The organism is Sphaerisporangium album (genome assembly GCF_003323745.1).
GTDB classification, from domain to species: domain Bacteria; phylum Actinomycetota; class Actinomycetes; order Streptosporangiales; family Streptosporangiaceae; genus Sphaerisporangium; species Sphaerisporangium album.
In genome coordinates this window covers 95,171-120,617 of record NZ_QOIL01000014.1, presented here as the reverse complement: position 1 = coordinate 120,617, position 25,447 = coordinate 95,171, and the positions used below count along the sequence as shown (strand labels likewise).

General features: G+C 71.5%; 24 protein-coding genes. 12 read left to right on the top strand and 12 right to left on the bottom strand.

The features are described from left to right. Positions 1 to 82: 82 nt before the first annotated feature. The 3 genes from lipA (at position 83) to DQ384_RS24245 (ending at position 2,642) form a co-directional block, all read left to right on the top strand. Positions 83 to 1,012: a lipoyl synthase gene (gene lipA / locus DQ384_RS24255; RefSeq protein WP_114031161.1), complete on the top strand. Its 930-nt coding sequence runs from the start codon at positions 83 to 85 to the stop codon at positions 1,010 to 1,012. A 119-nt stretch (positions 1,013 to 1,131) separates the two neighbouring features. Beyond that, on the top strand, positions 1,132 to 1,812 hold the full coding sequence (locus DQ384_RS24250) for a DUF4191 domain-containing protein (protein WP_114031160.1): 681 nt from the start codon (positions 1,132 to 1,134) through the stop codon (positions 1,810 to 1,812). After that, positions 1,812 to 2,642: a class I SAM-dependent methyltransferase gene (locus tag DQ384_RS24245; RefSeq protein ID WP_114031159.1), complete on the top strand. Its 831-nt coding sequence runs from the start codon at positions 1,812 to 1,814 to the stop codon at positions 2,640 to 2,642. The genes DQ384_RS24250 and DQ384_RS24245 overlap by 1 nt, the downstream gene beginning before the upstream one ends. Positions 2,643 to 2,702: 60 nt before the next feature. Here the strand turns inward: DQ384_RS24245 and DQ384_RS24240 are convergent, their stop codons facing one another. After that, positions 2,703 to 3,164, bottom strand: coding sequence for an RDD family protein (locus DQ384_RS24240; protein ID WP_114031158.1), 462 nt, complete (start codon positions 3,162 to 3,164; stop codon positions 2,703 to 2,705). A gap of 143 nt (positions 3,165 to 3,307) precedes the next feature. Between DQ384_RS24240 and glnA the strand changes: the two genes are divergently transcribed. Then, on the top strand, positions 3,308 to 4,732 hold the full coding sequence (glnA, locus tag DQ384_RS24235) for a type I glutamate--ammonia ligase (RefSeq protein ID WP_114031157.1): 1,425 nt from the start codon (positions 3,308 to 3,310) through the stop codon (positions 4,730 to 4,732). A gap of 78 nt (positions 4,733 to 4,810) precedes the next feature. Here glnA and DQ384_RS24230 read toward each other — a convergent pair whose 3' ends face one another. The 3 genes from DQ384_RS24230 to DQ384_RS24220 are packed head-to-tail and all read right to left on the bottom strand — an operon-like array spanning position 4,811 to position 7,195. After that, entirely contained in the window at positions 4,811 to 6,016 is a 1,206-nt protein-coding gene (locus DQ384_RS24230) for an AAA family ATPase (RefSeq protein WP_147268883.1), read from the bottom strand. A 37-nt stretch (positions 6,017 to 6,053) separates the two neighbouring features. Further along, positions 6,054 to 6,662, bottom strand: a complete 609-nt coding sequence (locus DQ384_RS24225; protein ID WP_114031155.1) for a hypothetical protein — start codon at positions 6,660 to 6,662, stop codon at positions 6,054 to 6,056. Positions 6,663 to 6,667: 5 nt separating this feature from the next. Then, positions 6,668 to 7,195 (bottom strand): hypothetical protein, encoded by a 528-nt coding sequence (locus tag DQ384_RS24220; protein ID WP_114031154.1) that lies wholly within the window; start codon positions 7,193 to 7,195, stop codon positions 6,668 to 6,670. 588 nt (positions 7,196 to 7,783) lie between these two features. Between DQ384_RS24220 and DQ384_RS24215 the strand changes: the two genes are divergently transcribed. Further along, positions 7,784 to 9,367 carry a DUF7507 domain-containing protein gene (locus DQ384_RS24215; RefSeq protein ID WP_220183113.1) on the top strand — a complete coding sequence of 528 codons (1,584 nt, stop codon included), beginning with the start codon at positions 7,784 to 7,786 and terminating at the stop codon, positions 9,365 to 9,367. A gap of 220 nt (positions 9,368 to 9,587) precedes the next feature. On the opposite strand, the gene DQ384_RS24210 is transcribed toward DQ384_RS24215, so the two are convergent. Next, a complete protein-coding gene (locus DQ384_RS24210) occupies positions 9,588 to 9,773 on the bottom strand; it encodes a hypothetical protein (RefSeq protein ID WP_114031152.1) in 186 nt (61 codons plus the stop codon). 206 nt (positions 9,774 to 9,979) lie between these two features. On the opposite strand from DQ384_RS24210, the gene DQ384_RS24205 reads away from it, so the two are divergent. From DQ384_RS24205 to DQ384_RS24190, 4 genes are all read left to right on the top strand, one after another. Continuing rightward, a complete protein-coding gene (locus DQ384_RS24205) occupies positions 9,980 to 10,162 on the top strand; it encodes a hypothetical protein (protein ID WP_114031151.1) in 183 nt (60 codons plus the stop codon). A 147-nt stretch (positions 10,163 to 10,309) separates the two neighbouring features. After that, positions 10,310 to 10,522 (top strand): heavy-metal-associated domain-containing protein, encoded by a 213-nt coding sequence (locus DQ384_RS24200; protein ID WP_114031150.1) that lies wholly within the window; start codon positions 10,310 to 10,312, stop codon positions 10,520 to 10,522. Beyond that, positions 10,519 to 11,454, top strand: coding sequence for a hypothetical protein (locus tag DQ384_RS24195; protein ID WP_114031149.1), 936 nt, complete (start codon positions 10,519 to 10,521; stop codon positions 11,452 to 11,454). Before DQ384_RS24200 ends, DQ384_RS24195 begins: the two co-directional genes overlap by 4 nt. A 20-nt stretch (positions 11,455 to 11,474) precedes the next feature. Continuing rightward, complete coding sequence (locus DQ384_RS24190; protein ID WP_114031148.1) at positions 11,475 to 13,754, top strand: heavy metal translocating P-type ATPase; 2,280 nt, start codon at positions 11,475 to 11,477, stop codon at positions 13,752 to 13,754. A gap of 44 nt (positions 13,755 to 13,798) precedes the next feature. On the opposite strand, the gene DQ384_RS24185 is transcribed toward DQ384_RS24190, so the two are convergent. The 7 genes from DQ384_RS24185 to DQ384_RS24155 all read right to left on the bottom strand — a co-directional run bounded on the left by DQ384_RS24185 (position 13,799) and on the right by DQ384_RS24155 (position 21,837). Then, complete coding sequence (locus tag DQ384_RS24185) at positions 13,799 to 14,617, bottom strand: hypothetical protein (protein WP_114031147.1); 819 nt, start codon at positions 14,615 to 14,617, stop codon at positions 13,799 to 13,801. After that, the gene (locus DQ384_RS24180) at positions 14,614 to 15,648 is read right to left on the bottom strand and encodes a protein kinase family protein (RefSeq protein WP_114031146.1); all 1,035 of its coding nucleotides are present in this window, start codon (positions 15,646 to 15,648) and stop codon (positions 14,614 to 14,616) included. The genes DQ384_RS24185 and DQ384_RS24180 overlap by 4 nt, the downstream gene beginning before the upstream one ends. Further along, positions 15,645 to 16,286, bottom strand: coding sequence for a vWA domain-containing protein (locus DQ384_RS24175; RefSeq protein ID WP_114031145.1), 642 nt, complete (start codon positions 16,284 to 16,286; stop codon positions 15,645 to 15,647). Before DQ384_RS24175 ends, DQ384_RS24180 begins: the two co-directional genes overlap by 4 nt. 257 nt (positions 16,287 to 16,543) lie before the next feature. Next, positions 16,544 to 17,596 carry a polysaccharide deacetylase family protein gene (locus tag DQ384_RS24170; protein ID WP_114031144.1) on the bottom strand — a complete coding sequence of 351 codons (1,053 nt, stop codon included), beginning with the start codon at positions 17,594 to 17,596 and terminating at the stop codon, positions 16,544 to 16,546. A gap of 147 nt (positions 17,597 to 17,743) precedes the next feature. Then, positions 17,744 to 18,766, bottom strand: coding sequence for a hypothetical protein (locus DQ384_RS24165; RefSeq protein WP_114031143.1), 1,023 nt, complete (start codon positions 18,764 to 18,766; stop codon positions 17,744 to 17,746). Positions 18,767 to 19,276: 510 nt separating this feature from the next. Beyond that, positions 19,277 to 19,855 (bottom strand): MauE/DoxX family redox-associated membrane protein, encoded by a 579-nt coding sequence (locus DQ384_RS24160; protein ID WP_147268882.1) that lies wholly within the window; start codon positions 19,853 to 19,855, stop codon positions 19,277 to 19,279. A 194-nt stretch (positions 19,856 to 20,049) separates the two neighbouring features. Further along, positions 20,050 to 21,837 carry an AfsR/SARP family transcriptional regulator gene (locus tag DQ384_RS24155; RefSeq protein WP_181871379.1) on the bottom strand — a complete coding sequence of 596 codons (1,788 nt, stop codon included), beginning with the start codon at positions 21,835 to 21,837 and terminating at the stop codon, positions 20,050 to 20,052. A 451-nt stretch (positions 21,838 to 22,288) separates the two neighbouring features. Here DQ384_RS24155 and DQ384_RS24150 point away from each other — a divergent pair, with 451 nt between their 5' ends. The 3 genes from DQ384_RS24150 to DQ384_RS24140 all read left to right on the top strand — a co-directional run bounded on the left by DQ384_RS24150 (position 22,289) and on the right by DQ384_RS24140 (position 25,384). Next, on the top strand, positions 22,289 to 23,566 hold the full coding sequence (locus DQ384_RS24150) for an amidohydrolase family protein (protein WP_220183112.1): 1,278 nt from the start codon (positions 22,289 to 22,291) through the stop codon (positions 23,564 to 23,566). 127 nt (positions 23,567 to 23,693) lie between these two features. Next, complete coding sequence (locus DQ384_RS24145) at positions 23,694 to 24,200, top strand: hypothetical protein (protein ID WP_114031140.1); 507 nt, start codon at positions 23,694 to 23,696, stop codon at positions 24,198 to 24,200. Next, positions 24,197 to 25,384, top strand: a complete 1,188-nt coding sequence (locus DQ384_RS24140; protein WP_147268881.1) for an MAB_1171c family putative transporter — start codon at positions 24,197 to 24,199, stop codon at positions 25,382 to 25,384. Before DQ384_RS24145 ends, DQ384_RS24140 begins: the two co-directional genes overlap by 4 nt. Positions 25,385 to 25,447 lie beyond the last annotated feature (63 nt).

Sequence of the window (25,447 nt, the reverse complement as noted above, 5' to 3'; positions counted from 1 at the left end):
CGCCCGGCCGGGCGCGGCGGGCGGGTTCACGGGGGACGTCCCGGGTCGGGTTCAGCGGTGACGGAGACGTAAGCTTGAACGCGTGACCGTTGCTCCTGAAGGCCGAAAGCTCCTCCGCCTGGAGGTGCGCAACAGCCAGACCCCTATCGAGCGCAAGCCCCCGTGGATCAAGACCAGGCTCAGGAACGGGCCCAACTTCAACGAGATCAAGAACCTCGTGAAGGACCAAGGTCTTCACACGGTCTGCCAGGAGGCCGGCTGCCCGAACATCTCCGAGTGCTGGGAGGACCGCGAGGCCACCTTCCTCATCGGCGGCGACCAGTGCACGCGGCGCTGCGACTTCTGCCAGATCGACACCGGCAAGCCCAAGGAGTACGACCGGGACGAGCCGCGCCGCGTGGCCGAGTCCGTCGTGCAGATGGGCCTGCGGTACGCCACCGTCACCGGCGTCGCCCGTGACGACCTCCCCGACGGCGGGGCCTGGCTGTACGCCGAGACCGCGCGGCAGATCCATGCCCAGGTCCCCGGGTGCGGCGTCGAGCTCCTGGTGCCCGACTTCAACGGGCACCGCGACCAGCTCGACGAGGTCTTCTCCAGCCGTCCCGAGGTCTTCGCCCACAACATCGAGACCGTGCCGCGCATCTTCAAGCGCATCCGGCCGGCCTTCCGCTACGAGCGCTCGCTGCAGGTCATCACGATGGCGCACGAGGCGGGGCTGGTCACCAAGTCCAACCTCATCCTCGGCATGGGCGAGGAGCGCGAAGAGATCGTCGAGGCGATGCGCGACCTGCGCACCGCCGGGTGCGACCTGCTGACGATCACCCAGTACCTGCGCCCGACCCCACGCCACCACCCCGTGGACCGCTGGGTCAAGCCGCAGGAGTTCGCCGAGCTCCAGAAGGAGGCCGAGGCCATCGGCTTCGCCGGGGTCATGTCCGGCCCGCTGGTCCGCTCGTCCTACCGCGCCGGCCGCCTGTACCGGCAGGCCGTCGAGGCCCGGCAGACCGCCTGACGGCTCCCGCGAGCCGCGGCGTGGCGGGTCCGTCACGCACCGCCACGCCGACGGTCACGGTCCGGCCCGCGTCAGATCACGTTTTCCTTTCTTCAGCCCGGCATTTGTATCCTTTAACCATGGCCAACAAGCCCGCAGACCCAGACCGCCCGGGGCGCGTCAAGCAGCTCCGCATGGTCGCTCAGATCATCAAGAAGGCCAACCCCAAGGGGATGCCGATCGTCTACGCGTCGGCGCTCGCCACGCTGGCCGTATTCGTCGTCCTCGGGCTCGTGACGGGTCTGGTGTGGCAGCTCATCGTCCTCGGCGTCATGGTCGCCGTGACGGTCGGCATGGTCGTGTTCGGCCAGCTCGCCCAGCGCGCCCAGTACTCCATGCTCGACGGGCAGCCCGGCGCCGCCGCGGCGATCCTGCAGAGCATGCGCGGCAACTGGGAGGTCACCCCGGCCGTCGCCGTCACCCGCGACCAGGACGTCGTGCACCGCGCCGTCGGCTACCCCGGCATCGTGCTGGTGTCCGAGGGCCCCGGCGCCCGGGTGCAGAAGATGCTGGTCGCCGAGAAGAAGCGCGTCCAGCGCGTGGCGATCGACGTCCCGGTGTACGACATCCAGTGCGGCGAGGGCGAGGGCCAGGTGCCCCTCAACAAGCTCCAGCGCCACATGATGAAGCTGCCGCGCAACCTGAAGAAGCAGGCGGTGTCGGAGGTCAACTACCGGCTCCGGGCGCTGCCGCAGACCCTTCCCGTGCCCAAGGGCCCGATGCCCAAGGGCGCGCGCATGCCGCGCGGCAAGATGCGCTGATGTCCGGCTCCCCGTCGGCCGCGGTGTCGCGCGGCCGGCTGGACCAGGCGTCGAGCGTGCTGGCGAGCCGCCGCTGGTGGGATTCGGCGGCCGACGAGTACCAGGCCGAGCACGGCGGCTTCCTGCGCGACGCGGGCTTCGTCTGGTGCCCCGAAGGGGTCGACGAGGCCGACGTCCACCTGCTCGGCGAGGTGCGGGGCAGGCGCGTGCTGGAGATCGGGTGCGGCGCGGGGCAGTGCGGCCGGTGGCTGGCCGGCCAGGGCGCCGAGGTCGCCGCGTTCGACGTGTCCCGCCGTCAGCTCCAGCACTCCCGGCGCATCGACGAGGAGCTCGGCGTGCGCCTGCCGGTCGTCCAGGCCGACGCGGGGCGGCTCCCGTTCGCCGGCGCGTCCTTCGACCTGGCCTGCTCGGCGTACGGCGCGCTGCCGTTCGTGGCCGACGCCGGCGCGGTGCTGGCCGAGGTCGGCAGGGTGCTGCGTCCCGGCGGGCGGCTGGTCTTCTCGGTCACCCATCCGATCCGCTGGGCGTTCCCGGACGATCCGGGGCCGCACGGGCTGACCGCCGACCGGTCCTACTTCGACCGCGCGCCGTACGTCGAGTTCGACGAGCACAGCGAGGCGTCCTACGTCGAGCACCACCGCACGCTGGGCGACTGGGTGGGGGCGATCGTCGGGGCGGGGCTCGTACTGACCTCGCTGCTGGAGCCGGAGTGGCCGCCGGGCCACGACCGCGAGTGGGGCGGCTGGAGCCCGCTGCGCGGCCGCCACCTGCCCGGCACGGCGATCTTCACGTGCGAGAAGCCCGGCGCGGGCGGCCGGGTCATCACGTAGTGGGCCGGGCGTCCGGCCGCTGATCGCCGGCGGCGGCACCGCCCGGGCGCCTGGGCGTGCTCAGAGGCGGACGACGACGGTGCGGGAGGCGCGGTCGTGGAGTCCTCGCTGGTCGCGGTCCCAGATCAGTGCGGGGACGGCGAGGCAGAGCAGCAGCGTGCGCAACAGGACGGCACCGAAGGGCGGGCGGCCGCCCCCGTCCAGGGTGGCGACCCTGATGCCGAACAGCCTCATGCCGAAGGTCATACCGATGAAGCCGACGAGCACCACGTACTCCAGGGCGAAGACGCCGAGCCCGACCCACGCGGCGCTGCGGGGGTCGGCGCGGAGCAGTCCCTGGGCGATGGCCCAGGTGCAGATCAACCAGTCGACCAGGACCGCGCCGAACCGCCTGCCGAACCTGGCGACCGAGCCGCTGCCCTCGGCGGGCAGGCCGAGCCGCTCGCCCGGGTACCCGAGATCGACACCCGCGGCGCGGGTCCCGCTGATCCACGTCTGGGTCCATCTCGGCTGCTTGTCCATGCAGGTAAGATAGCCGGGAGCCGACTGGGTCCGTTCGGCGGCATACCCCCCTCCGCTTAACACCGGTGAAACAAACGAGACACGGGGCGGAAACGGCACAGGCCTACGTTCGAGTCTGCAAGCCCGTGCCCTTGGGAGGTTGGATGTTCAGCTCCGCTGACGATGTCCTGAAGTACATCAGGGACGAAGGGGTGCAGTTCGTCGATGTCAGGTTTACCGACCTGCCGGGCACGACGCACCACTTCACGTTCCCCGTGGAGAACTTCGGGGCCGGCGTCTTCACCGACGGCCTGATGTTCGACGGATCATCGATCCGCGGTTTCCAGGCCATCCACGAGTCGGACATGCTGCTGCTGCCCGACCCGTCCACGGCCGTGCTGGACCCGTTCCGCCAGCACAAGACCCTGATCATCAACTTCTTCGTGCACGACCCCCTGACGGGCGAGGCCTACAGCCGCGACCCGCGCAACGTCGCGCGCAAGGCCGAGGAGTACCTCAAGGGCACCGGCATCGCCGACACGGTGTACTTCGGCCCCGAGGCCGAGTTCTACATCTTCGACGACGTGCGCTTCGCCAGCAGCGCCAGCGAGTCGTTCTACCACATCGACTCCATCGAGGGCGCCTGGAACACCGGCAAGGCCCAGGAGGGCGGCAACCTCGGCTACAAGCCGCGGTACAAGGGCGGGTACTTCCCCGTCCCGCCGATGGACCACTTCACCGACCTGCGCTCGGAGATGGTGCGCCGGCTGATCGACTCGGGCATCGAGACCGAGATGCAGCACCACGAGGTGGGCACCGCCGGCCAGGCCGAGATCGACTTCAAGTTCGGCACGCTGCTCAGGACCGCCGACAACCTGATGCTGTACAAGTACATCATCAAGAACACCGCGGTCGAGTACGGCCACACGGTGACCTTCATGCCCAAGCCGATCTTCGGTGACAACGGCTCCGGCATGCACTGCCACCAGTCGCTCTGGAAGGACGGCGAGCCGCTCTTCTACGACGAGGTCGGCTACGCGGGCCTGTCCGACACCGCCCGCTACTACATCGGCGGCCTGCTCAAGCACGCGCCCGCGCTGCTGGCGTTCACCAACCCGACGGTGAACTCCTACCACCGCCTGGTGCCGGGCTACGAGGCGCCGGTCAACCTGGTCTACTCCCAGCGCAACCGTTCGGCCTGCATCCGGATCCCGATCACCGGGTCCAACCCCAAGGCCAAGCGCATCGAGTTCCGGGTGCCCGACCCGTCCTGCAACCCGTACTTCGCGTTCGCCGCGCAGCTCATGGCGGGCCTGGACGGCATCCGCAACAAGATCGAGCCGCCGGCTCCGGTCGACAAGGACCTCTACGAGCTCCCGCCCGAGGAGGCCGGCCAGGTGCCGCAGGTCCCGGGCTCGCTCGCCGAGGTGCTGCTCGCGCTGGAGGCCGACCACGAGTTCCTGCTCGAGGGCGGCGTGTTCACGCCCGACCTGATCGAGACGTGGATCGCCTACAAGCGCGAGAACGAGATCGACCCGATCCGCCTGCGCCCCCACCCGCACGAGTTCGAGCTGTACTACGACGTGTGACCGTCCGAAACACGGAGCGGCCCGGCATCGCCATCGATGCCGGGCCGTTTCGGCTGTGGGGCCGGGTGGCGCCGGCCGTCAGCCGCCGGCCACCGGTGCCGTGGCGACGGCGGTGCGGGCCAGGTGGAGCAGGTGCTCGGGGTCGATCGGGCGATCGTGATGCGCGGCCTCCCGGACTGCCCGGACGATGACCTGGTTCAGCAGATCGGCCGCGGTGAGTCGCGGTTCGGGACGTTCCAGCGCCGCGGCCACCTGTTCGAGCACGGCCATGTCGACGGCATCGCCGAGCGCGCGCACCAGGATGGCGTGGCGGTCGGCGGCCGACGGCCGCTCGAATCGGTACACCGTGGCCCGCCGGAGCACCGCGGGGTCCATCCGGCCCGCCAGGTTCGTGGCCATGACGAACACCACCGGAATGTCGGTGCGCGCGAACACGCGGTCGAGGCCGACGATGAGCGCGTCCACGACGGCGACGTTCTCCTGCGCGCCTGAGCTGCCGTCGGTGGACCCGCGACTGCTCGCCACCGCCTCGGCCTCGTCCAGGAACACCACCGTGGGCAGGCCGTACCGCTCCGCCATGCGGCCGATGGCGTCGAGGACGCCGACCACATCGGTGCCGGCCCTGCCCTGGATGCCGGATCCGCGCAGTCGCTCGCTCAGCTGGACGAACAGGACCGGCCGGTTCAGCCGCCGCGCGGCGACGGGAGGCAGATGGTGGACGAGAACGGACTTGCCGGTTCCGGGGTCGCCGGTCAGCAGCACGAACGAGGTGGACCGGAGCACATCGTCGGCGCCGGGGATCAGGCGGCCGTAGTGGCGCCGGCTCCACTCGGCGAGCCAGCCCCGGCCGCGCAGCCGGGAGACGACATCCGCGATGACCGCGTCCTTCGGAATGCCGAGCAGGCCGTCGATCCTGGCGGCCGAACGGGCCAGCGCCTGGGCGTCGTCCGGCGGCACGGTCACCACGACCGAGGCGTACTGCGCCAGCTCGGGAGGGACCTCCACGGACGGCGCGCCGGGTCCCGGGGCCGCCGGGGGGCTCGCCTCCGCCGAGAACTCGAAGGACGTCCGGTCGTCGACCACGACGCCCGGCGCCGGCAAGGCCGTGAGGCGCACCAGAACCCGGTGCCCGGGCAGTCGCGCGTCGCGGACCTCGAAGGCCGTGCCGACGGCCGCGCCGTCGAGGCGGAGCCCGTCGAGCTGTCTGCGCAGATCGGCCTCGACCACGCGGGTAAGCCCGGGTTCGAGATGGCCGTCCACGGCGAACAAGAGTGCTGTCGGCATCTCGGTCGCTCCGTATCGGGTGGGAGAGGTACGCGGGTCAGAGGCTGAGCTCGCCCGCGCCTCTCAGTGTCGAGCGGATGATGTCCGTGATGGGAATGCCCACGAGCTGGTCGACGAGCTGGGTGAGAACCGTCGTCGCGACGAACCGGAGGGCCTGCCCGCCGAACCGCACCCAGACCGGCTTTCGCGTCGTGACCGCCTGCCTCAGCTCGTCGACCAGGCGGATCTCGTTGGCGCGGCGCTCGACGGGCCCGTAGGCGCCGCCGTGCCTGAGCACGACGTCGGTGGCGTTGAGCACGGGGACGCGCAGCGCCGCGACCGCGCGAAGCGCCTCGGGCTCGCCCTCCCCGCTCGCGCGGACGACCTTGAGGGACAGTTCCTGATCTTCCCAGTTCTCCTGCGGGACCGGGAGGAACCGCTTGTTCACGAGGCGGGCGATACGGTCGCCCTCACCGGGGTCCGCCAGGACGAGGCCGAACCCGGCGAGGCGGTCGACGATCCGTTCCACGGAGGCGAGCGTGGGCAGGTCCCGCGTGTCACTGGAGACCACGAGGGTCGTGCTCACGACCTCCGATGCGGGTAACCGGATCATGAGGTTGCCGGCCACGTTGTCGCCGCGGGGCATCAGCCGGATCGTCGCCGTCACCGCGATCAGCTCCTTCTGAATTCTTGCGATTCGGCGGCGAGCACCCCGGAACTGTAGACGCTGCGGCCGACCCAGCTGCCGTCGCTGTAACGCGCCCTGAAGGCGCTCGTCCCGGGTGGGGGCCAGCCGGTGCCCTGCAAGATCCTCCGCTGCCGGTCGGGCGGCAGGGCGCGCATGGTCGGGCTCCACACGACGAAAGGGGTCATCCGCGCGGTGGGCGGGACACGGACCGGCCGCACCTTCGCGCCGCCCAGTCCCACCCGGGGGCCGGTGCCGGTGTAGCTGATGTCGTAACGCAGTTCGTGCAGGACCAGGTGTTCCTGGGCGGGATCCTCGATGGTGAAGCTCACCCGGGTAATGGCGTCATTCATTATGAAGGTGACCATCGCGTCGTGGAGGTCGAGGATGCGGTCGGCGCTCAGCAGGGCCGGATATGCGGCTCGGAATTCCTGGAGGTCACGCTTTATCTGCTGCACCACATAGAGCACATCGACGTGGGTGACCGTGAGGGACACCGTCTGCACGATGGACATTCATGCTCCTCGGCATCGGTTCACCGACGACCCAGCTTCGCACCGGATATCTGAGCATGTCAACCGGATTACCCGGTATCCGCCGGTGTCCAATTCGCCGACTCGCGCGGTTGATTTTCTTCCGCGCCTTCGGAGGAGATACCGGCGTCTTTCAGAAGATCCAATCGAAGGGCGGACGGCCGTCGAACCGGAATTCCGCGCCGACCCGGCACACCACAAAAGAGACAGTTACGACAAATACGGCCAGTTGCGGCAAATTACCAGGGTTGGACCCATGTGTACGACGCGCCGCGCCCCCGGTTCACGGTGAGCCCGAATCACTCCCGAAGGAAATCTCCCACGACCCGCGGGCGAAAGCCGGAAACCGTCACGGCCATCGCCCGCCGGCGCACGGCCCGGCACTTTGATCAGTTCCGGGCCGTTTCCGCGTGGCGCCGTCAGAGTGCCCAGGTCAACGTTCCGCCAAGTATTGGGACTCCTGCTCGTGTCGAGCACTCCACACCGAAGCCGCCAGGCAAATCTGCCGAGCGATGCCATGCCGTTGCCGTGGTCAGCGGAGGCAGTCCGATACCTGACGAGAGGACGTCCATGATGGGACACACCCGGCGAATGCGCTACGGGGTCGCCACGTTGGCGGTGCTCAGTGGACCGCTGGCCGTGTTCGGTGCGAGCCAGGCCGATGCCGCGCCGGCCGGCCCGGTCGCGGCGGGCGTGCGCGCCGCGCCGAGTCCGGCTTCGTGCCCGGCACGGGTCGCGCTGGTCAACGGCGGCTTCGAGAAGCCCACCCTGACCGGGGGAGCGGTCGGCTTCTTTCCCGACGCCTCGCAGAACGCCCCGAACTCGGTGCCGGGCTGGGTGACGACCGCGACCGACCACGTGATCGAGCTCTGGACCGGCCCGCCGAACCCCACCAACACGCCGACCGCCGAGGGCAAGCAGTTCGCCGAGCTGAACGCGAACCAGGTCTCCACCCTCTACCAGGACCGTGCGACCACCCCCGGAGCGAAGCTGTACTGGCGGCTCTCCCACCGTGGCCGTCAGGGCACCGACACGATGGCCCTGGACATCGGCGCGCCCGGCACACCCGCGCAGCAGCGGACCATGTCCGACGGCACCACGGCATGGGGCACCTACTCCGGCACGTACACGGTGCCGGCCGGTCAGACGACGACCAGGTTCGCCTTCCGGTCCGTCTCGGCGGCCGGAGGCAACCAGAGCGTCGGCAACTTCCTGGACGACATCTTCTTCGGCACCGCGCCCTGTGTCGTGGTGAGCAAGTCCGCGATCCCCGAAGGGCCTATCGACGTCGGCGACGTGATCACATACCGGCTGAACGTCAGGAACGAGGGAGGTGGCACCGCGGAGAACGTGCGGCTCACCGACGCCGTCCCGGCCGGGGCCTCCTACCTGCCCGGCTCGCTGCGCGTCCTGGACGGCCCGAACACCGGGATCAAGACCGACGTGCCGGGCGACGACCAGGCCGAATACGACCCCGCGACGGGCAAGGTCTCATTCGCGCTGGGCAACGGCGCGACCGGGTCGGCGCCGGGCCGGCTGCCCAACACCGCCGATCTGCCGAACGGCACCACGGTGGAGTTCCGGGTGAGGGTCGATCGGGCCGCCGCGGGCAAGCAGATCACCAACGCGGGTGCCGTCGGCTACGAGAACCGGCTCGGCGACACCCCGGAGCCGCTGACCTCCACCTCCGGCGACGCGATCACCAAGATCAATCCCGCCGTGGATCTGAGCGTGGTCAAATCCGCCGACCTGACCGCGGTCACCGTCGGCCAGACCGTCACCTACCGCATCGCCGTCCACAACGCCGGACCCAACGACGCCACCGGCGTAAAGGTCGACGACGTGCTGCCGCCCGGCCTCACCTTGGTCTCGGCAACGCCCTCGACCGGCGCCTACGACCCTGTCACGGGCACCTGGAAGGCAGGCGTGGTCACGGCCGGCGGTTCGGCCACGCTCACGATCCACGCCAAGGCCACGGCGCCCGGTAAGAAGACCAACACCGCCACCGTCGGCGGCAACGAGAAGGACCTCGACCCGTCCAACGACACCGACAACGTCGAGGTCTGCGTCGATCCCGCACCTTCCTGCCCGGACTGTGCCTCTTCCTCCTGCCAGACCTGCCCGCCGGGGACGGGCCCGGGGGCCAAGAAGTGATCTCCGACCGGCCGGTCGCCCCGAAGCCCCGCGTTCCGGGGCGGTCTCCGGCCTACGACATGTGATCCGCGGCGACGTGGAGCGGCCTCCGGTCACAGGTGCCTTTGAGCGGCACGGCATCCGTGACCGGCGGATCGCTGTCGGCGTCCCGGCCGCGCCGGCGGGTGTCCGCGCCTCGGCGGTGCGCCGTACGGGACCCTGCGGTGCGTGCGCGGGGGCGTCAGCGGCGGGGGTGGCCCTTGCCGTGCTTGATGTCGACGGCCGGGCCGGGGTTGATCGGGGTGCCGATGACGCCCTTGGAGACGGCCGAGGTGAGGCCGCTCACGGCCCGGATCAGGTCCGCGAGCAGGTTCTCGGGCTTCTTCGACCCCGTGACGTGCTTGGCGTTCTCGGAGCTGCTCGACATGATGGATTCTCCTTGTGAGCGGATGGCCGCCGGGTCACGTGTGACCACGTCCACAGATCACGATATGTCGTGTCAAGCCGCCGCGTCCACCGATCACCCCCTTCCTCGCGCCCCTCGGAGGACGTCCCGGCCTGCCGGAACGACCATCGGTATCGGCCTATACCCTTGTGGGGGATACAAAGCCCCAGGATGCGAAGGATGGTGCGGTGTTCGGTCGTAAGCCCCTCGAAGAACGACTCGCCGAGCGCCGTGCCCAACTGCCCCCGCTCCGCGAGGGACGCCACTTCGAGCACGGACCGGCCAAGTTCGTGTTCGTCTTCCTGATCGGGTTCGTCGTGGTGGCCCACCTCATCGGCCTGGTCCTGCTCATGGCCCTCGACCTGCACTGACCCACCCGCCGCCAGGCCGGGCCGCGGACTTCCCTTTGACCGACCCCCCGGGGGTATATTACGGTTCTGTGCGTGGGCGATACCCCCCCTGGGTAATTCGCCGGCATGGGACGACCCGTCCCCGGAACCGCGTCGAAGGAGATCGAGATGAACACCGCCACCTACACCGTCGAGGGCATGACCTGCGGACACTGCGTGAGCTCGGCGAAGGAGGAGGTCGGCGAGGTGGCCGGCGTCGGCGGCGTCGAGGTGGACCTGGCCACCGGGCTGCTGACCGTCACCAGCGACGCCCCCCTGGACCCGGCGCGGGTGGCCGCCGCCGTCGAAGCCGCCGGATACCGCCTGGCGGTGGGGTCGTGAACGCCGCCACCAAGCTGGGCGCCTACCTCCTGGGCCTCGCCGTCCTCTTCGGTGGCGCGCTCGGCGTGGGCCGGGCCGCCGGACCGGTCGCGACGCCACCGGGCGACGGCCACACCGCCTCGCGGGCCACGGGCCACGGCTCCGCGCGACCGGCGGGCGGGGATACCCCCGGTGGGTTGCAGGTGTCCGCGAACGGTTACACGCTCACCCCGCTCCCCGTGACGATCAGGCCGGGCGAGGCCGCCGACTACCGCTTCACGGTCACGGGACCCGACGGCGCGCCGGTCACCGGCTACCAGGTCCGGCACGACAAGAGGCTCCACCTCATCGTCGTCTCGCGCGACCTCGGCCACTTCCAGCACGTCCACCCCGTCCTGACGGGCGGCGGCGTCTGGTCGGTCCCGCTCACGCTCCCGTCGGCGGGCGCCTACCGCGTCCTCGCCGACTTCGCCCCCACCGGCGGCGACGCCCTCACCCTGGGCGCCGACCTGCTCGTGCCGGGCGGCCACACCCCGAAGCCGCTCCCCCGCACCGGCCGCACGGCCACCGTCGGCGGGTACACCGTCACCCTCGCCGGAGACCTGGTCCCCGGCCGGGCCGGCGGGCTCACGCTCATGGTGTCGAAGAACGGCCGTCCGGTCACCGACCTGCAGCCGTACCTCGGCGCCTACGGCCACCTGGTCGCGCTGCGCGCCGGAGACCTGGCGTACCTGCACGTGCACCCCGACGGCACGCCCGGTGACGGGGTCACCAAGGCCGGCCCCGGGATCGCCTTCCAGGCAGAGGTGCCGAGCCGCGGCGACTACCGCCTGTTCCTGGACTTCCGGCACGGCGGGGAGGTCCGCACCGCGGCCTTCACCCTGACCGCCGTCCAGGCCACCGGCGCGGCCCCCGAGACCGCGCCCGGCGGGCACGGCGACCACGGCCACTGAGCGAGAGAAGGAGAAGGACGATGTCCCCTGTCGTCGGCGACCGGCGCGACGCGGTCGAACTCTCGATCGGCGGTATGACCTGCGCGTCCTGCGCCAACCGGATCGAACGGAAGCTCAACAAGATCGACGGGGTGAGCGCGACCGTCAACTACGCGACCGAGAAGGCCAAGGTGACCTTCCCCGAAGGCGTGGACGCCGGGCGGCTCATCGCCGAGGTCGAGAAGACCGGGTACACCGCCGAGGTCGAGAAGACCGGGTACACCGCCGCGCTGCCCGAACCCCCGCCGGCCGAGACCGAGCGGGGCGGGCCCGGAAGCGCGACGGAGGCGGACCGCGGGCTCCGGCCGTTGCGCGACCGCCTGGCCACCGCGGTCGCGCTGGCCGTGCCGGTGATCGCGATGGCGATGATCCCGCCGTTGCAGTTCACCAACTGGCAGTGGCTGTCGCTGGTGCTGGCCGCGCCGGTGGTGGTCTACGCGGGATGGCCGTTCCACCGGGCGGCCTGGACCAACCTGCGCCACGGCGCCGCGACCATGGACACGCTGATCTCGGTCGGCACCATCGCGGCGTTCGGCTGGTCGGTGTGGGCGCTTTTCCTCGGCGGCGCGGGCGTGCCGGGCATGACGCACCCGTTCGCGCTGACGATCGAGCGGACGGACGGCTCCGGGAACATCTACCTCGAGGTCGCGGCCGGGGTGACGGCGTTCATCCTGGCCGGGCGGTACTTCGAGGCCCGCTCCAAGCGCCGCGCCGGCGCCGCGCTGCGCGCCCTGATGGAGCTCGGCGCGAAGGACGTCGCGGTGCTGCGCGACGGCGTGGAGACGCGCGTCCCCAGCGACCGGCTCACGGCCGGCGACCGGTTCGTGGTCCGGCCGGGAGAGAAGATCGCCACCGACGGCGTGGTCGAGGAGGGCGCCTCGGCCGTCGACGCCTCCATGCTGACCGGCGAGTCCGTGCCCGTGGAGGTACGGCCGGGCGACGCCGTCACGGGCGCCACCGTGAACGCGGGCGGCAGGCTCGTCGTCCGCGCCACCCGGGTCGGCGCCGACACCCGGCTCGCCCAGATGGCCCGCCTGGTCGAGGACGCCCAGAACGGCAAGGCGCGGGTCCAGCGACTGGCCGACCGCGTCTCGGGCGTGTTCGTCCCGGTCGTCATCGCGCTCGCCGTGGGCACGCTGGGCTTCTGGCTCGGCTCCGGCGCCGGCCCGGCGGCGGCGTTCACCGCGGCCGTCGCGGTCCTCATCATCGCCTGCCCGTGCGCCCTCGGCCTGGCCACCCCGACCGCGCTGCTGGTCGGCACCGGCAGGGGCGCCCAGCTGGGCATCCTCATCAGGGGCCCCGAGGTGCTGGAGTCCACCCGGCGCGTCGACACCGTCGTCCTCGACAAGACCGGCACGGTCACCGAGGGCCGGATGACGCTCACCGCCGTCCACCTCGCCGACGGCCAGGACGAGGCCGAGGTACTGCGCCTCGCGGGCGCCCTGGAGGACGCCTCCGAGCACCCGATCGCCCAGGCCATCGCCCGGGGAGCGCGCGAGCGGGCCGGCGAGCTCCCCACGCCGGAGGACTTCGCCAACGTCGAGGGCCTCGGCGTGCAGGGGGTCGTGGACGGGCACGCGGTGCTCGTCGGGCGCCCGCGCCTGCTGGCCGAGTGGTCGCAACGCCTTCCCTCCGGCCTGGAGGAGGCCCTGCGGGACGCGCACGACTCCGGCCGTACGGCGGTCGCGGTCGGCTGGGACGGCGAGGCCCGCGCGGTCCTGGTCGTCTCCGACACCGTCAAGCCCACCAGCGCGGAGGCCGTCCGGCGGCTGCGCGACCTCGGCCTCACCCCCGTCCTGCTGACCGGCGACGCCCGCGCGGTGGCCGCGTCCGTCGCGGCGGAGGTCGGCATCACCGAGGTCGTCGCGGAGGTGCTGCCCGCCGGCAAGGTGGAGGTGGTCGAGCGGCTCCAGGCGGAGGGCCGGGTCGTGGCGATGGTGGGCGACGGGGTCAACGACGCCGCCGCGCTGGCCCGGGCGGACCTGGGCCTGGCGATGGGCACCGGCACCGACGCCGCCATCGAGGCCTCCGACCTCACGCTGGTCCGCGGGGACCTGCGGGTCGCGGCGGACGCGATCAGGCTCTCGCGCCGCACCCTGGCCACGATCAGGTCCAACCTGTTCTGGGCGTTCGCCTACAACGTGGCCGCCCTGCCCCTGGCCGCCCTCGGCCTGCTCAACCCGATGCTCGCGGGCGCCACAATGGCCGTGAGCAGCGCGTTCGTGGTGGCCAACAGCCTGCGCCTGCGCCGCTTCCGCTAGGCCCACCGCCGCGGCGCGGCCCCCTCCCCCGAGCGGCGGCCCGTTCAGCAGGGCGAGGTGACCGTCACGTTCTGGTCGGAGACGCGCAGCACCTTTCCCTCCGCCACGAACACCGAGGTCCCCGCGCCCCCGCCCAGTCGCAGAACGCACGTGACGGCCGGACCGGGCGTGGCCGGGTCGGCCGACGTGACGCGGACCTCAGCCACCTTGATCGCGGACACTCCGGGCAGAACGTCGATCGTGACCGGGCGGCCCGCGCGCACCTCGGCCACGAGCCGGTCACCGAGACGGAAAGGGAGCAGGGCCGTGGCCGTGACGAGGAACCCCAGCAGCGCGCCGGCCAGTCCGCGCAGCCAGTACCGGCTGTTCCACCGCAGCCTGAACGAGGACGGGCGCATCCACCACACGATCAGCCCGATCAGCGCGGCGCACGCGAAAATCGCGATCACCGTCCCGGTCGGATCGGTGCCCGCGGGCGCCAGCCAGACGAGGTAGGCGAGCACGATGACCCCGGCCATGCCGGCGCACGTGAGCAGAAGGGAGAGGATGATCGACGTCCGGCTCTGCACCAGGCGGGTGATCGGCCCACTGCGGCCGGCCACTTGCAGCAGCCTGCGGACGCCGAGCACGACGACCAGTCCCAGCAGGCCGATGAGGAAGGCGCGGACCACGAGCCAGGAGAAGGTGACGCCGACCTCCTCCGGGTCGACTCCGAGGCCGCCGTAGAAGCGGGCGGTCAGAAGCCAGCCGAAGGCGTAGGACATGCCGCTGATGCCCGTCGCGATCTGTGCCGCCTGGCCGAACCATTCCGACAGCGTGCCGGTCAGGCTCGGCGGTGGCTCCGCCGTCCCCAGCTTGTTCACAGGAACCTCACCATCACGAGCACCGCGGCGAGCGCGCCGATCACCAGGCCCGCGAGCAGGGCCAGCCGGTCGTTGAGCCCGATGGTCTGGCCTTCGACCCTCAAAGTGGCCGGCGGTGTGGGAGGAGCCTCCCGAACCCTGCGCACGGCTGGAAGAGCGCCGGCGATGCCGTCGATGCCGTCGAGCCAGGTTCGGAGGGAGGGCCGGTTCGCGGCAGGGCCGACGGCCGCGTCGAGCAGCGGTTCGAGCGCGGGCGGGAACCCACCTCCGGGCCCGATGGAGCCCTCGCCGGAGGCGGGCCTCCAGTAAGGGGAACCGAGGACCCGTGCGACCAGCAGGCCGACGGCGTAGGACGTCGAAGCCCTGTCCGGACGGGCGACCTCCTCCCCGAGCACCCGCGGATCGGTCCAGTCGACCGTCGTGAACAGCGGCTGCCCGGTCGCCTCGCCGGCCGGGCGCAGAGAATCGCAGTCCAAGAGGAAGACCGTGGCCTCCGGCTCCAGCCGCCACAGCACGTTGTGGGCCGCCAGATCCTCGTGGACGAGTCCTCGCTCGTCCAGCCACAGCAGCACCGAGACCAGATCCCGCAGCAGAGCCGCCTTCTGCCTGACCGTCGCGGGCGGGACCCCGACACGTGCGGCCCGGTCCTCGTACAGCAGGTAGTTGAAGTCCCGGACCCGCACGCGGCTGGTCGACAGGTGCGCGTGGAAGGTCATGTCCGCCCGGATGACCATCAGGCCGGCCACCTGGCCGTCGGCGGCGCGGACGGTGGCGACCGGCCAGGCCATGTGGTCACGTGCGTATCCGGCCGACTCGGCGTCCATCGCCGCGTGCAGCTCCACCAGGCGGTCGAGCGCGGCCGGGTCGCGGGGTTCGGTGTACTTCTTGTACATCAACCGATCGGCGTACCCGAACGCGGTGAAGACCGTGGAGGCGCCGCCCTTGGAACCGGGCACGGCGTGGCGGATCTCCGCCTCCTTCAGCCGTTGCGGCACGGACGGCCATCCGGCTCGGGTCGTTCCGGTGCTCATGCGTCCTGTTCCGGCGAGGGGGACCCGCTCGACGATCCTCTGGGGGTCGAGATCACCCTTGAGGTGACGAGGATGGACGCGTGGTCCAGCAGCACTTCTTCGACGCGCGCGGCAAGAGAGTAGGTGCGTTCATCGGCCCACGAGAACGCCGCCGTCGCCCGGAGGGCGCTTCCCAGCCATTGGGTCTCCTTCTCGTCGAGCCCGATGGTCGCGAGGATGACGCCGGCGTGGGCGACGCCGTAGAACTTGGCGAACGACCGTTCCCAGCCGTTGTCGGTGGGCAGTCCGTCGCACAGCAGGAAGACCATCGGCCGCATGACCTCGGCGTCCATCGCCCGGTGGACCGTGAGATCGCGGCCGACCACCTTGGCCAGCAGCTCGAACAACGGGCCGAACCGGGTCTCCCGTCCCGAGGGGATGCGCGGCATCCGTCCTAATCGGGTGAGGTCGGTCAGCGGCAGCACCAGGTCGGCGGTGTCGGCGAAGGACACGACCCCGATGCGCACCTGGTCGCCCAGGACGGGCGAGGAGAGCAGCTCATCGGTGAGGGCGACCAGCATCTGCTCGACCTCCACGAGCCTTCTGGCCATCGACGGTGAGGTGTTGATCGCGAGGTAGATCGGGACCACCCGGTGCATCACCCACGTCCCTTCCGCCGAAGGCATCCGCCAGACAGATCGCGCGCGGAACCACCTCTGTTACCGATACACGAAGTGGTGTCCGCGGCCAAGGACCGCGGGAAGGGCCAAAGGGCTCAAGCGACGCTTGACCGACGCCTAGCATGACGTGATTTCCGCACAGGTGATCAGCTATCGGCCGATGGCCCTCGCCGTCGACGCCGGGAGACGGGTGGGTGGTGACCTCTGCCCGAGGAAGGGGGGACCGAGAGTGGTGGTCAGTACGGCAGCGTGTACTTGGTGAAGCGCTGGGCGACGTACGGGGCCTTGAACTTCGGGTAGGCGACCGTGCGGACGTCGCCGTCGGAGGTGTAGCGGTCCTCCGGGTGGGCGTTGAGCCAGTCCAGCCACGCCGTCGAGCAGAAGCGGGCGCAGTCGCCGACCTTGTCCATGGCGCGGATGCGCGGGATGCCGAGCGGGTCGAAGTCCTTGCTGAACGGCGAGGCGGCCGGGGTGTAGCCCGCGAGGAAGACGCCGGTGTACCGGTAGTGGACGTCGGCGGAGTCGCCGCGGATCGCCCAGTCCTTGGTGCTCGGCTGGTTGCCGTACGGCAGCGCGAGCGTCGCCGGCGCGTCCTTGATCAGCGAGGTGATCAGCTTGTGGCCCGCGGCGATCTGGCCGACGACCTGGTCCTGCGACCTGCCGCGCAGGTTGAGGTGGTCGCGGGTGTGGTTGCCGACGTCGAAGTGGTTGTCGCGCAGCCAGCCGAGCGTCTGGGCCTGCGCCTCCGGCCCGAACGTGCCGAACATGTCCTTGATGACGTAGAACGTGGCGACGGGCCGGAAGCCCGGGTGCTTGCGCGCGACGTCCATGAGGATGCCGACGGCGGTGTCGGGCTTGGGCTGCCCCGAGCCGTCCAGGGTGAGCTGCGAGGGCGAGGAGTCGTCGAAGGTCAGCACGACGGGGTGGCGTCCCGCCGGGATGCCGATCTGGCCGGTGGTGTACTCGCGGGCCGTGATGGGGACGTAGCCGTCCTTGGCCAGGCGTTCGAGCTCGGCGCGGAACTGATCGGGGGTGCGGTCGTCGGTGCCGGCGGGCTTGGCGACGATGCGGTGGTACATCAGCACCGGTATCTGGCCGAGCTCGTTGGCCTTGACCTTGGCGGCCTTCGCGGCGGCGGCCTTGCGCGCCTCCTGTGAGGCCGCCGGCTTGGCGGCCTTGGCGGGCTGCGCCACCACCTTCGCGTCCTGGTCCGCGCATCCGGCGAGCGCGACCAGGCTCAGCGGCACCAGCGCGGCGCCCGTCGTTCCGAGTATCCCCAAGCGCCCCATGGTCCCCCCAGCACCCGAGCAATGAGATACGTCTCTCCTACCCTCCGATCCCGGGGATCGCACACGCGCCGGAGTCGCGCGCATGCCAAGAGTGACACTTTGTTCCGCATATATCGACATTCACCGGTTATCGACGCATGCGAGGGGCTACTTGTCGGTCTCGCCTGCCCGCGCGCGGATGCCGGTCAGGCGCCGGAAGATGTCCCACCAGAACGGCCCGCCGAACAGCACCGCCACGAACGTGACGAGGAAGCCGGGCCAGTGGCCGGGGGTGCCGAGGCGGCTCAGCCATTCCCCGCCGTTCCACGACCACTGCGGGCTCCCGCCATCGGGGATCTTCACCGACACCGGGGCGTTCCCGACGATCTTCACGAACGCCGGCGCCGACAGCACCTCGGTGACGCAGGCGTACGGATCGGCGGGGTGCTCGGGGCACTTCTCCTTCAGACCCGCCAGCGCGTCCGTGCCGCCGTTGGCCATGGTGGCGACCTGGGCGCGGATGGCGTTGTCGGTCAGGATCGCCCGGCCGTACTCCAGCGAGTCCATGCTGAACAGCAATGTGATCACCAGTCCCAGCACGGCGATGACCCACTTGACGTACCGGCGGTACAACATGGTGAGGCGCCGCATCTCGCCGTCGAACCAGTCCTCCACGCCCTTGCGGAACGCGTCGAGGTCACCGTGGGCGGCGTCCCACACGCCCTTGAGCGGGCCGTACAGCGGGCTGCCGTCCGCCTTGAGCTTCTCCAGCAGCACGGTGACCCCGCCCTCGCCGGTGACGATCTCCATGATGGCCACGCCGAAGCGCGCGGGCGGGATCGAGGCGATGCTGGTCCTGCCGTCCTTGCGGTGGTCGATCTCGCGGAGCCGCTCGTACAGCCGGCCCGACCAGGTGGTGGCCGTGCTCTCGACCGGCGCGGGCAGCGGGCTGAAGACCGGCCGCGCGTCCCTGCTGAACGGCAGCCGGGCGAAGACCTCGGCGATCGTGCCGGGGATCCACGACCTCTTGCCGTCGGGCCCGTCCAGCGTGTCGCGCAGGTAGGCCCACAGGAACTTGCCGCGGATGCCGAGCAACCGCACCAAGCCCTCGTTGACACCGCTGACCAGCAGCGAGAACAGCAGGAACGCGATCACCAGGCCGACGGCCAGGTCGATGTAGACAGAGTTCAAGGATCTCACCCGCGACTGTGGACACGTGGACACGCACTTTGGCGACGATGGGCCGCACTGAACTGACGTCGCCGCCGGGCGATCGGTTGTCGTGGAATTCCGTAGAGGCCGCTTCCGGCCACGCCGTGCGCCCGGCCCGCGGGGGACCCGGCAGGGGCGCGCGCCGGTCCCCAGGACGCGCGCCCCGCCGTGTGACGGCCGTCCGCCGCCGCCACCGCGAGACCGGGGGGACTGCGGCGGACATCGGCCCTTCCTCCCATCGTGAGGAGGGCCGTTCACCTGGGATCGGCGGCGACCGGCCACGTCGGCCGCCACCGCAGGTGCCGCACCCGTTTGCACCTGCCTCAGTGGATCACGCAGGCGGTCCCGTCGACGTTCCTCTGGTCGACCGGCCGTCACCGACAACCCTAGAACGGGCCCATATACACGCGGGCATATGCGAGATACACGCGGAAAGCGCTTTTGACCAGCGAAAACGACTCCCGGAGCGTGGCGGATGATCGCGGCCGATCACTTCGGCTCGCCCGGGGGGTGGGTGACGCGGTTCAGGGCGAACACCTCGGCGATGGCGTCGTAGTGGAGGAACAGCGAGGCGATGGCGGCGCCCGCCAGGCTCGCCAGCACTCCCCCGGCCAGGTCCGGGTCTCCGGGACGCGTCACGATGCCGCTGACCACGCAGATCGAGGCGATGGCCGCCAGCGCCACCTTGCGCAGGACGCGCCGGGTCGCCGCGCACGCCGGCCACCCGGGCCACCGCGGGCGCGGCGCGCGGGCCAGCATCGCCGCGCCGCCGGCCACGAGCAGCGGGACCGCCAGCAGCACCCACACCACCGGCAGCACGGGGACGTAGGGCGTCTTCCCGAGGAGCATCCGGGGCAGGACCAGCGGGGACGTCACCGCGAGCAGCGCCTCGGCGGCCACGGCCGCGAGCGCCGCCCGGCGCGCCCAGCCGGGCGGCACGGCGGGCAGCCGGCGCACGGTCTCCACGAAGGAGGAGAAGGCGGCCCTGTTGCGGGCCTTGCTGATCGAGGCGACCCCGAACACGACGCCGGCGAGAGACCCGCACACCGCTGCCAGATAACCCATCATCGAAAGGTCCTCGACTCGGTCTTGTCGGACGCATCGCAACGAAAAGTAGATCAAGCCGCTACACGCCCGGTACACCCGGATACACGCCCCCGTGTGGCCTCCGCACAAGGCCGTCTCCCCGCGCGGTGATGCCGTCCCTCGCCGCCCGGACCTCCCCTACCGGATCACCATGGGTCCCGGGTGCGGGCGCCCGGTCACGGCGAGTCCCGGGGCGCGAGGATGCGCAACAGGCCGACCATCTCGTACCTGTCGGGCGACAGCCGCCGCAGCAGGTGCTCGTCGGTGAGCCGGTCGAGGGCCCGCTGGGCGCACGGGGCGGTGGCGCACAGCAGCTCCGCGGCCCGCGGGACGCTCACGTCGGTGCCCGGCTGATGCGAGATCATCCACAGCAGGCGCGCGGCCTCGGGGTCGTTCTGGCGGAACAGCTCGTAGCTCGCCCACAGCCGGTCGCGGATGCGCTGCTCGTCCCAGTGGTCCAGCAGCTCGCAGATGCCCCGGGGAAGCCGGCCCGCCAGCCGCTCCAGCGACCAGTCGGGCCGGGCGGCCAGCAGCGCCCCCGCGGCGCGAAGGGCGAGCGGCAGGTGCTCGCAGAGGCGGGCGATCCGCGCGGCGGCGTCCGGCTCGGCGTCCACACGGTCCCGGCCCGCGTGCCCGGCGAGCATGGAGACGGCGTCCTCGGTGGTGAGGGCGTCGAGCGTGAGGTGCTCGGCATGGTCCAGCGGCAGGACGCGCCTGCTGGTGAGCAGCACCGCGCAGCCGGGCCCGGCGGGCAGCAGCGGGCGGACCTGCGAGGACCCGATGACGTTGTCGACCACGAACAGGACGCGAAGGCCCGAGGTCAGCGAGCGCAGCCGCGTGCTGGCCTCGCCGAGGCTCAGGTCGTCGCCGGTGGTGTTGTCGCCGAGCGCGCGCAGGAACCAGGAGACCGCCTGCGGCGCGGTCACCGCGCGCTCCTGGTGGAAGGCGCCGGCCATGTCGACGTAGAGCTGGCCGTCGGGGAACCGGTCGGCCACCGCGTGCGCGACCCGCAGCGCCAGCGCCGACTTGCCCACGCCGACGGGCCCGCTGACGACGGTCACCGGCGGGACGGTTCCTCGGGGGGTGAGCGTGCCCTCCAGAAACCGCGCCTCCCGGTCCCGGCCGACGAGCAGGCCCGGGCGCGGGAGCTGGCGGGGGGCCGGGGACTCGGCGGCGGAGGTGAGCCGGGCCTGGTGGCGCGCGGGCGGCGCGAGCGCCGGATCGCGGTGCAGGACGGCCCGGTGGATGCGCCGCAGCTCCTCCCCCGGCTCCAGGCCGAGCTGCCCCGCCAGGTGGTCGCGCGCCTCGGCGTAGGCGCCGAGCGCCCCGGCCGCGTCGCCCGAGCCGTACAGGGCGCGCATGAGCAGCGCCCAGGCCCGCTCGCGCAGCGGCTGCTCGCCGACCAGCAACCGAAGGTCGGCGACGACCTCGGAGTGCCGGCCGAGCGCGAGCCGCGCCTCCGCGCGGTCCTCCAGGGCGGCGAGGCGCTGCTCGTGCAGGACGGCGAGGCGCGCGGCGAGCGGCTTGCCGTACGGCAGGCCGTCACCGACGGGGCCGCGCCACAGGGCGACCGCGTCGTCGAACCGCTGGACGGCGACGTCGTGACGCCCTTCGGCCAGCGCCGTGCGCGCCTCGGTGGTGAGCTTCTCGAAGCTCGTCAGGTCGAGCTTGTTCGGGGACGCGACGAGCTGGTAGGCCCGGTCGGAGGCGACGATGCCGACGCCCTTCATCTCCGTGGTCAGGACGCGGCGCAGCGCGCCGGCGTAGGTCCTGAGGTTGGCGGTGGCCGACAGCGGGGGTTCCCCCTCCCACAGCGCCTCCGACAGCCAGTCGAGGGTCACCGGCCGGTTGATGTTGAGCAGCAGCGAGAGCAGCAGCGTGCGGCGCATGCGTCCGCCCAGGTTGACGGCTTTGCCCGAGGGCCGTACCTCGACCGGCCCGAGCAGGCGGAAGACGTGTGACATCGCGGCCCTAACGCGTTCGCTTCGGCGTGACGTCGCGGGCCGGATCAGAACCGCTGTGAGCGTGCCCGGCGTCGCCGGCATCCGGTGGCGCCGGTCGCCGTAGCCGCGGAAGCTTCTGAAGCACTGCGCGCGAACCCCCTGATCGCATGGCGAGGAAGTGGCCCTCTTACCGGGAAGGACGGGGGGCCGGCCACGCCCGAGCCTGCCGCCAGGGCCCCGTGACAGGCGGCGGACGCGACGGGCGGACAATGGCGGCGCCCCCGGATGCGCATCATCGGAGAGCCTTTCACGGCGTCCGACTGGACGTCAACCAACGATGATGATCAACGCCTTTTGTAATCCTCAAGTGATGGAGCGTCATCTCAGCCAACCGGACTGTTCTCACGCCCGGAAAGTTCCCGGCGATGGAATGTCCGTTCCACGCCTCCGGCGGCCGATCCGCTGTGGGAGTATGACGTTGAAGATCGAATCGCGCGGCGACGCCCCGGCGACCGGCGCCCCCGCCGGAACACCACCGAAGGAGCGCTTCGTGGAAATGCTGGTCACGGCCGGCCTGCTGGTCACCGCCACCGACGCCGGCCCGGTCCGCGACGGGGCCGTGCTCACCGGCGGCGATCTCATCCTCGCCGCCGGGCCCCGCGAGCGGGTCGAGGCCCTCGCCCCGCCCGGCACGCCGCGCCACGACTTCCCGGACGGCACCATCCTCCCCGGCCTGATCAACTGCCACGTCCACCTGGTGTTCGACGCGAGCATGGAGGCGATGACCAACGTCCAGGAGACGGACGACCTCACCCTGTTCCTGGGCATGGCCGACCGCGCGCGGCGGCTCCTGGACAGCGGCGTCACCACGGTCAGGGACCTCGGCGACCGGGGCGGCCTGGCGCTGCGCCTGCGCGACGCCGTGTCCCAGGGCCTGCTGCGCGGGCCGCGCGTCCTCGCCTCCGGGCCGCCGCTCACCGTGCCCGGCGGGCACTGCTGGTACCTCGGAGGCGAGGTGGACGGCGTGGCGGCGATCCGCGAGGCCGTGCGCCGGCACGCCTCCGACGGGGTGGACCTGATCAAGATGATGGTGACCGGCGGGCAGACCACCAAGGGCGGCGCCGGGATGTCGGAGTCGCAGTTCACCACCGAGGAGGTCCGCGCCGCGGTGGAGGAGGCGCACGCGCTGGGCCTGCGCGTGGCCGCGCACGCGCACGGCACCGAGGGCATCGCCTCCGCCGTGGCGGCCGGCGTGGACACGATCGAGCACTGCACGTGGCTCACCGGCGACGCCTACGACCCGCGCGAGGACGTCGCCGCGCTGATCGCCGCCGAGGGCGTCCATGTCTGCCCGACGACCAGCCCCGGCTGGCGGGCCATGGCCCGGTGGATCGGCGAGGAGCGCGCCGCCCTGCTGCAGAGCCGCCTGCCCTGGATGCGCGACCGCGGCGTCCGGCTGGTGATGGGCACCGACGCCGGGCTGCCGGGCTCGGTGTTCGACGACTTCGCCGGCAGCTTCAGCCTGTACGAGGAGCTGGGCTTCTCCCCCGCGCGCATCATCGAGATGGCCACGGCGGACGCCGCCGAGGCCCTCGGCATCGCGGCCGAGACGGGCCGGATCGCCGACGGCCTCCGCGCCGACCTGCTGGTCGTGGACGGCGACCCGCTGGCCGGCGTCGAGGCGCTGCGCCGCCCGCGGCTCGTCGTCAAGGGCGGCGTCGCCCACGTGCCGCCCGCGCACGCCGAATGACATGACCGGAACACGACCGGGAAAGCACGAAGAAGCTTTGTCAAGGCGATTTCATTCCGGCGTATTCGCGCCGCGCGTCCCGGCGTTCGGGTTGAACTACCGGGTCGCAGTCTAAAGAATCGTCCTCATGAGAGAGAGGGCGCTGCGCAGACAATGCCGTCGCCTGCTCAGAGAGCTCGACATCCGGCCGCCGCTCGACGTCAGGGAGCTGTGCCGCAGGCTGGCGGAACGCCGGGGGCGCGACATCCGGCTGGTCTCCTATCCGATTGGCACGCCCGGCCCTTTCGGGCTGTGGTTCATGACGGACACGACCGATTTCATTTACTACCAGCAGGCGACGACCCCGCCGCACCAGGACCACATCGTCCTGCACGAGATCGGCCACATCATCGCCGACCACCCGTGCGACGAGGCCGTCGCCGACGACGAGGCGCTCACGCCGGAGATCCCCGCCGGGGGACGCGTGCTGCGCCGCACCTGCTACGACACCAAGTACGAACGTGAGGCCGAACTGATCGCCACGATCATCCTCGAATGGGCGAGCGTCCTGAACGTCACCCACCACCCGTCGGAGCCGAGCGACGCCCTGGAACGGATGCGCTCCTCCCTGGCCAACCACAAGGGATGGCTGTGAGCCAACTCGCCCTCAGCATATTGAGCACCCTGGCGTTCCTCGGCGTGATCAACAAGCTCGTCCAGGTGTGGCGGGCGCCCGAGGACCTCCCGCTGCGCGCCCTGGGCGCGTTCGTGCTGTGCGTCGCGATCGCGGCCGTGCTGAACATCCCCGTGCTGCGGACGGCCGTCGACGAGATCGGCGTCGGCCTGGCCAAACTCGCCGTCAACCTGTTCACGGTGCTGTGCGCGTTCTTCCTGCTGGCCTTCTTCACCTACTCGGCGTACGGCTCGGCGGCGCGCCACCGGCTACGCGTCCGGCTTGGTCTGCTCGGCCTGGCGTCGGCGGTGATGGTGGGCGCGTGGCTGCTCGCGCCGGACGCCGTGCGGGCCGCGCCCGCCGACATGGCCAACGGTCACGACCCGCACGCGACGGTCTTCGTGCTCGCCGCGCTCGGCTACCAGGGGTACGCGCTGGTCCTCAACCTGCGTTCGTCGGCGTCGTTCTCCCGCGCGAGCGCGCGCGTCCAGCTCAAGCGCGGGCTGAAGGTGCTCGCCGTCGCGCAGGCCTCGCTGCTGGCCGCCGCGATCAGCAAGATCACGGTCGCGCTGGCGCAGGCCCTGACGTCCGCCGATCCCGGCGCGCTGCGCCCGCTCAACACCGCGTACCTGTGGCTGGTGTTCACCGGCATCGTCACGGCCATCGTCGGCGTCGGCTACCTCGCCGTCACCGACATGATCGCCGCCGTGCCGGTCTGGCGCCGCCACCGCCGCGCGTACCGGCAGCTCAGGCCGCTGTGGGCAGCGCTGAACGCGGCGTTCCCCGACCTAGCGCTGAACCGCGTCCCGATGTCGCGGCTGCGTGACGCGGTGGGGCTGCGGCCGACGCACCGCAGCTACTACCGGCGCGTCGTCGAGATCCGGGACGGCATCGTGCAGCTCGGCCCGTACTACGACCGGGGCACGGCCGAGGCCGCCGAGGCGGCGGGGCGGGAGGCCGGGCGCTCGGGAGCGGCGCTGGAGAGCGAGGTGCAGGCCGCGCTGATCGCCGACGCGCTGCGCCGCAAGGCGCGGGACGAACCCGCCCCCGACCCGCATCCGATCCCGGCCCACGGCGGCCACGACCTGGAGTCGGACGCCGAGTGGCTGTCACGCCTGTCCGTGCTCATGGCCGAGCCTCCGGCCCGGCGGTTCGCGGCGCCTTAGAGTCGGCGTTCTTCCGTTCTCAGGCGCAAGGGATCGTTCCTCACCCTCACGCCTGAGAACTCC